The following is an 11515-nucleotide window of genomic DNA, read 5'->3' on the forward strand; positions in this document are numbered from 1 at the left end:
CAGCCGCCGGGCGGTGAGGGCAGGAGGGGGGCGAGGAGTTCGTTTCAGCCCAGTGACAGAACGACCAGCGCCGTGGTCGCCGCCGTCTCGGCGAGGCCGCCGAACACGTCCCCGGTGATCCCGCCGAAGCGGCGCGTGCAGTGCCGCAGGAGCGCTTCGGCACCGGCCAGGGAGAGCAGGACCGCGAGCGCGGTACGGGCGACGTCGTACGGCCCGAAGACGGCGGCGACCGCTGCCGCCCCGCCCGTGACGGCGACGCCGGCGAGCAGCGCCCCGCGGATCGGCACGACCCCCGCGACCGCCGCCCCCAGCCCCTCCGGCCGCGCCGCCGGCACCCCGGACCGGGCCGCGAGGGTCAGGGCCAGCCGGGCGACCGTCGCGGAGACGACGGCGGCGCACGCGCCCCGGGCCCAGGAGGCGTCGTAGGCCTGGGCGAGCGCGGCGACCTGCGCGAGCAGGGCGAGGACGAGGGTGATGACCCCGAACGGCCCGATGTCCGACTGCTTCATGATCCGCAGGGCGTCCTCGGCGGGCTTCCCGCTGCCCAGCCCGTCGGCGGTGTCCGCGAGCCCGTCGAGGTGCAGCCCCCGGGTCAGTACCGCGGGGACGGCGACGGTGGCCACGGCGGCGAGCAGCCCGCCCGCACCGAGGAACAGCAGCACCAGCCCGGCGGCGGCGGCAGCGGCACCGACCGCGAGCCCGGCCAGCGGAGCGCACAGCATGCCGCCGCGCGCGGCCTGGCGGTCCCACCGGGTCACCCGGACCGGGAACACCGTGAGGGTGCCGAAGGCGAAGCGGAGACCGTCCAGGGGCGAGGTTCTGGGCACCGGCGCAGGCTACCCGCCGGTCAGAAGAGCGGATGCGGCGGGCGAGGATAAAGTTCACATATGGGATGGCTGGAGCAGAACATCATCGAACCCGGCAAGCTGCCGCTGCTCCTCGCCCTCGTCTCCTTCGTGGTGACCTTCCTGATCACGCGGGGCATCACCCGCCTCATCCGGGCGGGCAAGGGTCCTTTCCGCAACGTCAGCGGCAGCGGCGGCCTCCACGTCCACCACGTGGTCCCCGGCGTCATCCTGACGATCATCGGCGGCTTCGGCGCGGTGGCCGGAGGGCAGCACGGCTTCGGTTCGGGGCTGGCCGCGGTGCTCTTCGGCATCGGCGCCGGCCTCGTCCTCGACGAGTTCGCCCTGGTCCTGCACCTGGCCGACGTCTACTGGACCGAGGCCGGCCGCAAGAGCGTCGAGATGGTCGTCCTCACCGCCTCCCTCGTCGGACTGCTTCTGATCGGCTTCTCGCCCCTGGGAGTCAACGACCTCTCGGACGACCAGGAGCAGAACCGCGCGACCGTGATCGTGAACGTCGTCGTGAACTTCGTGTTCGCCCTCATCGCCCTGTTCAAGGGCAAGACCCGCCTCGCGGTCTTCGGTGTGATCGTCCCCGTCATCGCCCTGGTCGGCGCCGTACGACTGGCCCGCCCCGGCTCCTACTGGGCCAGGCGCTTCTACCGGCGCCGTCCCCGCGCCCGCGCCAAGTCCAGCCTGCGGGCCTACCGCCACGACCGCCGCTGGATCGGCCCCCGGCGCGCGTTCCAGGACTGGATCGGCGGCGCGCCCGACGCCGAGCCGGCCCGGTCCCTCGAACACCGCTGACGCGCCGCCGGCGCACCGCTCCGGCCGCGCACACCACTAGCACGGCCGCGATCGCAGCCAGATGCTCCTTGCCCGCCAGGTTCTCCTTCAGGGCGATCTCGGCCACCATCGCCACGATCACCGCCCCGGCCGTGGCGTACGCCCGGTAGTGCCATCCCAGGTAGACGGCCAGTCCCACCACCGCCGCCGACGGCCCGGTGTCCACGACCCGCGCGTCCGAGGCGGGCAGGCCCAGCGGGACGTCCGGGCCCAGCCAGACGCCCAGGCGGGCGTAGAGCGTGCCCGCGAGCGTCGCGACGTAGGCGATGAGCAGCGTCCGCCGCCGGCCCAGGCAGAGCTCCGCGATGCCGAACACCAGCAGGATCTGCGCCAGCGCGCCCCACACCGGCAGGTCCAGCGCGGGCACGAACAGCGACAGCGGTGTCCGCAGCAGCGCGAGCCACAGCGGGTCCTCGGCCCGTATCGCCCCGATGTCCTGCACGAACCGGTAGCCCCACGACTGGTGGTGCACGAAGTGCAGCACGGCCATGAGGCACACGGCCGCGACCGCCATCGGCACGGCCCGCAGCCGCCGCTCCGGCAGTGGCCCGCGCACGGCCGCGAACAGCGGCCCCCATTCGGCGCGGGCCCAGTGGGCGAGCGTGGTCATCGGGTCGTCCTCGTCCGGATGTCGGTACGTCAGCGGGATGCGCGGTGTCCGTGGCTGTGAAAACCGACACCACACGCGAAGACCGACCGGAACGGGACGAAGTTGAGCCAGGCGTGCGTGACCTGGATCTCCCGGAACGCTACTGCTCGGCGGGAACCTCGGAGGCCTCAGAAGCCTCGGAGGCCTCGGAGATCTCCGGCTCCTCGGACTCCTTCGGCCTCTCGGGCAGCTCCGCCGCCAGCGCTGCCGCGGCCTGCACCAGGGGGAGCGCGAGCAGGCCGCCCGCGCCCTCGCCGACGGTCACGCCCTGGGTCAGCAGCGGCTCCAGGGCCATCCGGTCCAGCGCCTTGGCCTGCCCGGGCTCGCCGCTGTCGTGCGCGGCCAGCCACCAGTCCGGCGCCCGGAACGCGATCCGCTGCCCGACCAGCGCGCACGCGGCCGTCACGACCCCGTCGAGCACCACCGGCATCTTGCGCACCGCGCTCTGCAGCAGGAAGCCCGTCATCGCGGCGAGGTCGGCCCCGCCCACCGTCGCCAGCAGCTGCAACTGGTCCCCGAGCACCGGCCTGGCGCGGCGCAGCGCGTCGCGGATCGCCGCGCACTTGCGCATCCACGCCAGGTCGTCGATCGCCAGCCCGCCCCGGCCGGTGACGATCGACGCGTCGACCCCGCACAGCGCCGCGACCAGCACGCCCGCGGCCGTGGTCCCACCGACGCTCACATCGCCGAGCACCACCAGATCCGTACCGGAGTCGGCCTCCTCGTCGGCCACCGCGACCCCGGCCCGGAACGCCGCCTCGGCCTCCTGAAGGGTCAGCGCGTCCTCGACGTCGATGCGCCCGCTGCCGCGCCGCACCCGGTGCCGTACGACGTCCTCGGGCAGCGTCTCCGGATCGCAGTCCAGGGCCATGTCGACGATCCGCACCGGCACGCCCAGCCGCCGCGCCAGCACCGACACGGGCCGGCCGCCCTCCAGCACCTCCCGAACCAACTCCCCGGCGCCGCCTGCCGTCCGGGCCGAGACGCCCAGCTCGGCGACGCCGTGGTCACCGGCGAAGAGCACCACCCGCGGCCGTTCGATCGGCCGCACCGGCACGGCGGACTGCGCCGACGCCAGCCACTCACCCAGGTCGTCCAGGCGGCCCAGCGACCCGGGCGGCACGATCTGCCGCTCCCGGCGCGCCTCGGCGTCACGGCGCACCCCGCCGTCCGGACGCTCGATCAGATCGGTGAAGTCGTCGAGATTAAGCGAGCTCATTCGCCGAACAGTACCGGCACCGCTCGAACAGCAGGGCGCCACATCACGACTCCTCGGCGGCGACGTCGTTGCACCCCGGATCGGCATCCCATACGTTCCGGTTTGCAGCGGATTGTCGTACGTCGTTCGTCGAACGTCCCTGCCGTACGCCTTCGCGCCCGGGAGCCGCCCATGACCGCACATCCCGCCCCTTCCGCATCCCCCGTCCCCCAAGCGACCACACGGGTCCACGAGCCGCGCCGCGAGGACTGCCCCTGGTGCGGCTCGGCCCGGCTGCGGAACCGGCTGCGCACCGGTGACCTGCGGCACTACAAGCCGGGCAGCTTCACCGTCGACGAGTGCCGGGACTGCGGCCACACCTTCCAGAACCCCCGCCTCACGTTCGAGGGCCTCGCTCTCTACCACCGGACGGTGCGCGGAGCGCCCCGGGACGTCGCGGCCGACACCCTCCTCGCGCTGCGCGGCAGCCGGCTCCGCCACCGCTCGGCCGCCCGCGCGATGCTGCGGTTCGGGGAGCCGGAGAGCTGGCTGGACGTGGGGACGGGCCACGCCCGCTTCCCCGCGACGGCCCGGGAGTTCTTCCCGTACACCTCCTTCGACGGCCTGGACGACACCCCGCGTGTGGTCCGCGCCCGCTCGGCCGACCGCGTCGAGGAGGCCCACGTGGGCCGTCTGACGAACCCCCGGATCTCGGCCGCACTGCGCGCCCGCTACGACGTGGTCAGCATGCTCCACCACCTGGAGGGCACCCCCGACCCCCGCGCGGAACTCCACGCCGCCCTCGAAGTCCTGCGCCCCGGTGGCCGCCTGCTCATCGAGACCCTGAGCCCCCGCAGCGTGTACGCCGCGCTACTGGGCCGCTGGTGGCTCGCCTACGACCAGCCCCGCCATCTGCATCTGCTCCCTGCGCACAACCTCCGCGCGGAACTGGAGGCGGCCGGCTGCACGATCGCCCTCCTGGACCACCGCCCGGTTCACATCCCCAACGACCTGGCCGGCGCCACGGCCCTGGCCCTCTCCCACGCCCTCCCGGCCCCCGACACCCCCTGGCGAGCGGTCCCCCCACCCCAGGCTCACCAGCACCTCCGCGAGGCCCTGCTCCGAGCGGGCATCCCCTTGGTGGCCCTGGCAGCGGTGGCAGACCACCTCATCGCCCCCGTGGCCCGCCGCACCCGCTTCGCGAACACGTACCGCCTGATCGCCCGCAAGCAGACCTAGCCGAGCTGCGGGCAGTCGTGCCGCTTGGGGCGGCACGGGTGGGCTTCACCCCCGCAGCACCACCACCTGCCCCGCCACCACCAGCAACACATGCTCACACTCGTCCGCGAACCCCGCGTTCAACCGCCCGAGTTCATCCCGATACCGCCGCCCCGACGCGGTAGACGGCACGATCCCCGACCCCACCTCGTTCGACACGGCGACAACGGTCCGCCGAGTCGACCGCACCGCCTCCGTCAACTCCCGCACCCGCTCCCGCAACGCCTTCTCCCCCCGCTCCGCCCACACCGCGTCGTCCCACGCCCCCGCGGCATCCATCGCATCCGTCAGCCACAACGACAGACAGTCGATGAGCAACGGCGGCCCCTCCTCCTCCAGCAGCGGCACCAGATCGCACGTCTCGACCGTCTGCCACGACCCCGGCCGCCGCTCCCGATGCGCGGCCACCCGCGCCGACCACTCGGTGTCCCCGTTGCGCGACCCGCCCGTCGCCACGTACAGCACGTCCGGAAAGGCCTCCAGCCTCCGCTCGGCCTCCACCGACTTGCCCGACCGCGCCCCGCCCAGCACCAGCGTCCGCCGCGGCATGTCCGGCACGTCCTCGTACGCCCCCACCGCCAGCGTCGTCCCGTCCGGCACGGCCCGTGCCCCGGCCGCCGCGAGCCGCCGCCCGAGCTCCGGCCCGGGCGGCACGTCGTGGTCCAGGTGGACGGCGACCACATCGGTCGTCGGCCCCACCGCACCCACCGCCCGCAGCTTCGCCAGCGCGTCCGGCCGCCCCACGACGTCCGCGAGCACCATGTCGTACGACTCGGCCGGCTCCTCGAGACCCGCCGGCGCCCCGCCCGGCGGCAGGTACAGCAGCCGCTGCCCGTCCGGCCCGGTCACCGCGTACCCCGTGCCCGGCGCGTCCATCGCCACCGCCCGCACCCGGTGCCCCGTCAGCAGCGTCAACTCCCGCCCGTCCGGCACCCGTCCGGGTTGCGGCAGCCCGGCCGGCACCTCGACCGCCGGCCCGTCGTGCGGATGCGACAGCAGCACCTGCCGTACGCCGGTCAGGGAATGGCCCGCCCGCGCCGCCGCGAAGGCGGCCCCGGGCGTCAGGTCCAGCAGCAGCGCCCCGTCCAGGAGCAGCGCGGTGGCCGCCCGCGCGTCAGGACCGATGGCGGCCGCACAGGCCGCACAGGGACAGTCGGGGCGGGGAAGTCCCGCGGGGGCGCCGGTGCCGAGCAGAGTCAGTTCCACGCCCCGATTCTCACCCGCCACAATGTGTCATGCGTGCTGGAGACGCCCCCAAGGGGCGCGGGCCGTATCGACATGCGGCTCCGCCGCGCGGGCGCGACCAGCCCACCACGACCCGCACGCACCCACTGACCTGCACACCCGACCACATATCCCGCCCAACCCAGCGGAGCGCATAGGCTCTGGTCAGGAGCCGGACCAAGATCCGGCTTTTCGCTGTGCAGTGTGCTCACACACATGGGAGGCGTACATGGCGGCATGGACGTGGCGGTTCGAGAAGACCGACGGGACGGAGGTCCAGCCCGCGGTGCCGCCGGAGGAGTTCCCCACCCAGGGGGACGCCGAGTCCTGGATCGGGGAGCACTGGAAGGCCCTGCTGGAAGGCGGTGCCGACCAGGTGCGGCTGTTCGAGGACGCCACGGAGATCTACGGGCCGATGAGCCTGCACGCGGCCGAGGCGTGAGCCCGGGGCGGGGGCCGGCGGACGGCCCTCGCCCACTCCGCCGGCGGTCAGCCCCGTACGCCGCACAGGTGCAGCAGCGCCGCCACCCCGCGGTACGGATCCGTCCGCCCGGCCTTCTCCTCCACCGCGAGCAGCGTCTCCAGGTCGGCCGGGACCTCGGCGCCGTCCGCCGCCGTGTCCGTGAACACGCGCACCCCGTACCAGGCGCGCAGCGGCGCCCCGATCCCGGCGAGCGTCGCCGTCAGGTCCTTCAGCCGGTCGGCCCGTACGTCCAGCCCCAGGCGGATGGGGGTCCCCCCGTTCGAGTCTGTTCGAGAATGGGGGAGGTAAGCGGTCGTGTCGAAGGCGGCCAGCGCGCCCGCCCAGTCGCCGGACAGGCCCGGCCGTATCGCGAGCGCGTCCCCGTTGCGCACGAGCAGGGACAGCAGCCCGCCGGGTGCGAGCATCCGGGCCAGGCCCGCCAGCAGCGGGTCGGGCTCCTCGACGTACATCAGGACGCCGTGGCACAGCACCACGTCGAAACTGCCCGGCAGGAAGTGCACGCCGGTGTCCCGGCCGTCGCCTTCGATGATCCGCATCCGCTCCCGGATGCCCTCCGGTTCCCCCGCGAGGGACTCCCGGGCCACGGCGATCATCTTCGGGTCCTGCTCCAGACCGGTCACCTGGTGCCCGGCCCGGGCCAGCCGCAGCGCCTGGGTGCCCTGGCCCATCCCGACGTCGAGCACCCGCAGCCGCTGCCCGACCGGGAACCGCCCGACTATCTGCTCGTCCAGCTGCCGGGCCACCAGCTCCTGCCGGACGACATCGCGCAGCCCACTCAGCTTGTCCAGCCAGGCATCCGCCGCGCCCCCGGAGAACGACGTCGCGGTCAGGGCCGCTCTCCGCGCTTGACCTGCGGCTTCGGCAGCCGGAGCCGGCGCATCTGGAGAGAGCGCATCAGGGCGTAGGCGACCGCGCCGCGCTTGTTCTCGCCGGCGAAGCGCTCGTTCAGCTGCTTCTTCAGGCGGAACGCCGTGACGAACGAGTCGAGCACGATCAGCACGATCACCACGAGCCACAGCAGCAGTGCGATGTTCTGCAGCGCGGCCACCCGCACCATGCTCAGCACGAGGATGACCACGGCCATGGGCAGGAAGAACTCCGCGATGTTGAACCGCGAGTCCACGAAGTCGCGCGCGAACCGGCGGACCGGTCCCTTGTCACGCGCGGGCAGGTACCGCTCGTCGCCGCTCGCCAGCGCCTGGCGCTGGCGCTCCAGCGCGCTGCGGCGCTCCTCGCGCTGCCGCTTGGAGGCCTCCTTCCGCGTCATCGACGTGTTGGCGACGCTGCGGCGCTGGGACTGGGCCTCACTGCGCTTGGGCGTGGGCCTGCCCTTCGGGGCCTGCGGGTCGCGGGGCTGCTTGGAGAAGTTCACCGGCGCCTTGTCGGCGGCCTGGGCCTTCTCATCCTTCGCACGGCTACGGAACACAAAACCCAAGGGTAAGGGCTTCTCGGGCATGGACCCCAGTCCCGTGGGGAACGATCCGGCAACACCAGTCGTCTGTAAGGGGACAGAGGGGACGTTGTGTACGCACCCGGTCGTTCCCCGGGATGTACGGCTCCGGTAACCCCGGGTATCCCCGGTAACCCCGGGGACCACCTACTCCCTACGCCGGAGCGGGAGCGTGCTCAGTCGTCCTTGGGGATGAGCGCATCCGTCCCCGAACAGTGCGGTAATAGAAGCAGGGCCCGTACTGTGGGTTCTGACGCAGGAGCTGGAGCCGGAGTCGGTCAGAAGGGGGCGCGCGAAGCCCATGAGCGGTGTCATGAAGCGTATGGGGATGATCTTCCGCGCGAAGGCGAACAAGGCCCTTGACCGGGCCGAGGACCCGCGCGAGACCCTCGATTACTCGTACCAGAAGCAGCTGGAGCTGCTCCAGAAGGTCCGCCGAGGCGTCGCCGACGTGGCGACCTCGCGCAAGCGCCTGGAACTCCAGCTCAACCAGTTGCAGTCCCAGTCCACCAAGCTGGAGGACCAGGGCCGCAAAGCGCTCGCGCTGGGCCGTGAGGACCTGGCCCGCGAAGCGCTGTCCCGCCGGGCCGCCCTCCAGCAGCAGGTGACCGACCTGGAGACCCAGCACGCGACGCTCCAGGGCGAGGAGGAGAAGCTCACCCTCGCGGCCCAGCGGCTCCAGGCCAAGGTCGACGCCTTCCGTACGAAGAAGGAGACGATCAAGGCGACGTACACGGCGGCCCAGGCGCAGACCCGCATCGGCGAGGCCTTCTCCGGCATCTCCGAGGAGATGGGCGACGTCGGCCTGGCGATCCAGCGGGCCGAGGACAAGACGGCCCAGCTCCAGGCCCGCGCCGGCGCCATCGACGAGCTGCTCGCCTCCGGTGCCCTGGACGACCCCTCCGGCATGCACAAGGACGACATCCAGGCCGAGCTGGACCGGCTGTCCGGTGGTACGGATGTAGAGCTGGAACTGCAGCGGATGAAGGCCGAGCTGGCTGGGGGCACCTCCCAGGCTATTGGCACTGGGGGAGGCTCCAGCGGTGGGCAGCAGGCCCTCGAAGGTGGCGAGAGCCAGCAGCAGTCCCAGCAGCAGCCGCAGGACACCCCGCGCTTCGACAAGCAGTAGGGGCCCACGCCTAGGAGGGCGACATGATCGTACGGATCATGGGGGAGGGCCAGGTGAGGCTGGCCGACAGCCGCCTCACCGAACTGAACAAGCTGGACGACGAACTCCTGGCCGAAATGGAGAACGGCGACGGCCCCGGCTTCCGCCGCACCCTCCAGGCCCTGCTGACCAGGGTCCGGGACCTGGGCGACCCCCTGCCGGACGACTCCCTGGAACCCTCGGAACTGATCCTCCCGTCCCCGGACGCGACTCTGGAGGAGGTCAGGCAGCTGCTGAGCGACGACGGCTTGATTCCCGGCTCGTGACCCGCGGGCATTCGTGCCGCCCAGGGCGATGGGGGTCCCCCTGCTCGAGCGATACCGTAAACCCCCGTGAACACCCTCCAACGGGCCAAATGCCAGGCCAAGGCACACCCCCTGGCCATGGACGCGGTCCTGGCCGCGGGCGTCCTGGTCTGCATGGTCGCCGGGTCGTTCGTCGAGCCCCGCCATCGTGACAGCGTCAGCTGGGCCCTGCGCACCCCCGACCTCCTCAGCCTCCTCCTCATCGCGCTCGGCGCCGCCGCACTGGTCTTCCGCCGCCGCGCCCCCCTGACGGTCCTCTGCCTCACCGGCACGGTCTCCGTCATCGAATCCGTCACCGGCGACCCCCGCGCCCCCGTCGCCATGTCCGCGGTCATCGCCCTGTACACCGTCGCCTCCACCACCGACCGCCCCACCACCTGGCGCGTCGGCCTGCTCACCATGACCGTCCTGACCGGCTTCGCCATGGCGGCCGGCAGCCTCCCCTGGTACGCCCAGGAGAACCTCGCGATCTTCGCCTGGACCGGCATCGGCGCCACCGCCGGCGACGCGGTCCGCAGCCGCCGCGCCTTCGTCCAGGCCATCCGGGAACGTGCGGAACGCGCCGAACGCACCCGCGAGGAGGAGGCCCGCCGCAGGGTCGCCGAGGAACGCCTGCGTATCGCCCGCGACCTGCACGACGTCGTGGCCCACCACATCGCCCTGGTCAACGTCCAGGCCGGCGTCGCCGCGCACGTCATGGACAAGCGCCCCGACCAGGCCAAGGAGGCCCTCGCCCACGTCCGGGAGGCCAGCCGCTCCGCCCTCAACGAGCTCCGGGCCACCGTCGGACTGCTCAGACAGTCCGGCGACCCCGAGGCCCCCACCGAACCCGCCCCCGGCCTGGACCGCCTGGACGAACTCACCGGCACCTTCCGCAACGCCGGCCTGCACATCGAGGTCGCCCGCGCCGACCAGGGCACCACCCTCCCCGCAGCCGTCGACCTGGCCGCCTACCGGATCATCCAGGAGGCCCTCACCAACGTGCAGAAGCACGCCGGGCCGCAGGCCAGGGCCGAGGTCAGCGTCGTACGGGTCGGACCCCACATCGAGATCACCGTCCTGGACGACGGCAGCGGCGAGGACGAGGCCCCGGACAGCGGCGGCGGGCACGGGCTGCTCGGAATGCGCGAACGCGTCACGGCCCTGCGCGGCACCCTCACCACCGGTCCCCGCTACGGCGGCGGTTTCCGCGTCCATGCGATCCTGCCGGTCAAGAACCGCACACCCGGGGAGGACCCAGCATGACGATCCGTGTCCTGCTCGCCGACGACCAGGCGCTGCTCCGCAGCGCCTTTCGTGTCCTCGTCGACTCCGAGCCCGACATGGAGGTGGTGGGCGAGGCCTCCGACGGCGCGGAGGCGGTACGGCTGACGAAGGAACAGCGCGCCGACGTCGTCCTCATGGACATCCGGATGCCCGGCACCGACGGTCTCGCGGCGACCCGCATGATCAGCGCCGACCCCGAACTCGCCGACGTCCGCGTGGTCATCCTGACGACGTTCGAGGTCGACGACTACGTCGTGCAGTCGCTGCGCGCGGGCGCCTCCGGCTTCCTCGGCAAGGGCTCCGAGCCCGAGGAACTGCTGACCGCCATCCGGACCGCGGCCGGCGGTCAGGCCCTGCTGTCCCCGGCGGCCACCACGGGGCTGATCGCCCGTTTCCTCGCCCAGGAGGACCCGGACGCGGGCGAGCGCGACCCGGCCCGCGGCGAGCGGCTGGACTCGCTCACCGGGCGGGAGCGCGAGGTGCTGGTCCTGGTCGCGGGTGGACACTCCAACGACGAGATCGCCGACCGGCTGGAGGTCAGCCCGCTGACGGTGAAGACGCACGTCAACCGGGCCATGGCCAAGCTGGGCGCCCGGGACCGGGCCCAGCTCGTGGTCATAGCGTACGAATCCGGCCTGGTCCGCCCAAGGGTGGAGTGAGTTCCAGCCGGGCGTACTGCGGCGGGAGTATGCGCCGTATAAGGAAATCGACCTGGGGCCTACGAATCGGCCCTCCCCGATGGCTCAGGGTGTTAGGGCGGGCGCTCATCTGCGCGCCCGCTGGCGCTTCTGCCGTTAAACAG

The 11515-nt window shown here is 72.8% G+C and carries 12 protein-coding genes and 1 pseudogene; 7 read left to right on the forward strand and 6 right to left on the reverse strand.

What is annotated here, in order from left to right:
* Positions 1-44 precede the first annotated feature (44 nt).
* Positions 45-827, reverse strand: a complete 783-nt coding sequence (locus ACIBNA_RS36105; protein WP_399169425.1) for an adenosylcobinamide-GDP ribazoletransferase — start codon at positions 825-827, stop codon at positions 45-47.
* 60 nt (positions 828-887) lie between these two features.
* On the opposite strand from ACIBNA_RS36105, the gene ACIBNA_RS36110 reads away from it, so the two are divergent.
* Entirely contained in the window at positions 888-1652 is a 765-nt protein-coding gene (locus ACIBNA_RS36110; RefSeq protein WP_399169427.1) for a hypothetical protein, read from the forward strand.
* On the opposite strand, the pseudogene ACIBNA_RS36115 reads toward ACIBNA_RS36110, so the two are convergent.
* Together ACIBNA_RS36115 and cobT are read right to left on the reverse strand one after the other, a co-directional pair.
* Positions 1639-2301 (reverse strand): annotated as a pseudogene (locus ACIBNA_RS36115) (hypothetical protein); the annotation flags it as partial. The gene ACIBNA_RS36110 and the pseudogene ACIBNA_RS36115 sit on opposite strands and share 14 nt — an antisense overlap.
* A gap of 139 nt (positions 2302-2440) precedes the next feature.
* Positions 2441-3559 (reverse strand): nicotinate-nucleotide--dimethylbenzimidazole phosphoribosyltransferase, encoded by a 1119-nt coding sequence (cobT, locus tag ACIBNA_RS36120; RefSeq protein WP_399169429.1) that lies wholly within the window; start codon positions 3557-3559, stop codon positions 2441-2443.
* 171 nt (positions 3560-3730) lie between these two features.
* Between cobT and ACIBNA_RS36125 the strand changes: the two genes are divergently transcribed.
* A complete protein-coding gene (locus tag ACIBNA_RS36125) occupies positions 3731-4777 on the forward strand; it encodes a methyltransferase domain-containing protein (protein ID WP_399169430.1) in 1047 nt (348 codons plus the stop codon).
* A gap of 45 nt (positions 4778-4822) precedes the next feature.
* Here the strand turns inward: ACIBNA_RS36125 and ACIBNA_RS36130 are convergent, their stop codons facing one another.
* Positions 4823-6022, reverse strand: a complete 1200-nt coding sequence (locus ACIBNA_RS36130) for a bifunctional adenosylcobinamide kinase/adenosylcobinamide-phosphate guanylyltransferase (protein ID WP_399169431.1) — start codon at positions 6020-6022, stop codon at positions 4823-4825.
* Positions 6023-6269: 247 nt separating this feature from the next.
* Between ACIBNA_RS36130 and ACIBNA_RS36135 the strand changes: the two genes are divergently transcribed.
* Positions 6270-6482, forward strand: a complete 213-nt coding sequence (locus ACIBNA_RS36135) for a hypothetical protein (RefSeq protein ID WP_020275851.1) — start codon at positions 6270-6272, stop codon at positions 6480-6482.
* Between the two features lie 47 nt (positions 6483-6529).
* On the opposite strand, the gene ACIBNA_RS36140 is transcribed toward ACIBNA_RS36135, so the two are convergent.
* Both ACIBNA_RS36140 and ACIBNA_RS36145 read right to left on the reverse strand, forming a co-directional pair.
* A complete protein-coding gene (locus ACIBNA_RS36140; protein ID WP_399169432.1) occupies positions 6530-7267 on the reverse strand; it encodes a class I SAM-dependent methyltransferase in 738 nt (245 codons plus the stop codon).
* 83 nt (positions 7268-7350) lie between these two features.
* Positions 7351-7950 (reverse strand): DUF3043 domain-containing protein, encoded by a 600-nt coding sequence (locus ACIBNA_RS36145; protein WP_399169433.1) that lies wholly within the window; start codon positions 7948-7950, stop codon positions 7351-7353.
* A 337-nt stretch (positions 7951-8287) separates the two neighbouring features.
* Between ACIBNA_RS36145 and ACIBNA_RS36150 the strand changes: the two genes are divergently transcribed.
* From ACIBNA_RS36150 to ACIBNA_RS36165, 4 genes are all read left to right on the forward strand, one after another.
* On the forward strand, positions 8288-9103 hold the full coding sequence (locus ACIBNA_RS36150) for a PspA/IM30 family protein (protein ID WP_399169434.1): 816 nt from the start codon (positions 8288-8290) through the stop codon (positions 9101-9103).
* Positions 9104-9126: 23 nt separating this feature from the next.
* Complete coding sequence (locus ACIBNA_RS36155; RefSeq protein ID WP_399169435.1) at positions 9127-9408, forward strand: hypothetical protein; 282 nt, start codon at positions 9127-9129, stop codon at positions 9406-9408.
* Positions 9409-9474: 66 nt separating this feature from the next.
* On the forward strand, positions 9475-10692 hold the full coding sequence (locus ACIBNA_RS36160; RefSeq protein WP_399169436.1) for a sensor histidine kinase: 1218 nt from the start codon (positions 9475-9477) through the stop codon (positions 10690-10692).
* A complete protein-coding gene (locus ACIBNA_RS36165) occupies positions 10689-11372 on the forward strand; it encodes a response regulator (protein ID WP_399169437.1) in 684 nt (227 codons plus the stop codon). The genes ACIBNA_RS36160 and ACIBNA_RS36165 overlap by 4 nt, the downstream gene beginning before the upstream one ends.
* Positions 11373-11515 lie beyond the last annotated feature (143 nt).

The sequence above is a fragment of the Streptomyces sp. NPDC050164 genome (genome assembly GCF_044459945.1).
Lineage (GTDB): Bacteria > Actinomycetota > Actinomycetes > Streptomycetales > Streptomycetaceae > Streptomyces > Streptomyces coeruleorubidus_A.

Bases quoted from the DNA above. Each gene is read 5' to 3' on its own strand.
- ACIBNA_RS36110 (WP_399169427.1), top strand. From the start codon at position 888: ATGGGATGGCTGGAGCAGAACATCATCGAACCCGGCAAGCTGCCGCTG.
- cobT (WP_399169429.1), bottom strand. From the start codon at position 3,559: ATGAGCTCGCTTAATCTCGACGACTTCACCGATCTGATCGAGCGTCCG.
- ACIBNA_RS36125 (WP_399169430.1), top strand. From the start codon at position 3,731: ATGACCGCACATCCCGCCCCTTCCGCATCCCCCGTCCCCCAAGCGACC.
- ACIBNA_RS36135 (WP_020275851.1), top strand. From the start codon at position 6,270: ATGGCGGCATGGACGTGGCGGTTCGAGAAGACCGACGGGACGGAGGTC.
- ACIBNA_RS36150 (WP_399169434.1), top strand. From the start codon at position 8,288: ATGAAGCGTATGGGGATGATCTTCCGCGCGAAGGCGAACAAGGCCCTT.
- ACIBNA_RS36155 (WP_399169435.1), top strand. From the start codon at position 9,127: ATGATCGTACGGATCATGGGGGAGGGCCAGGTGAGGCTGGCCGACAGC.
- ACIBNA_RS36165 (WP_399169437.1), top strand. From the start codon at position 10,689: ATGACGATCCGTGTCCTGCTCGCCGACGACCAGGCGCTGCTCCGCAGC.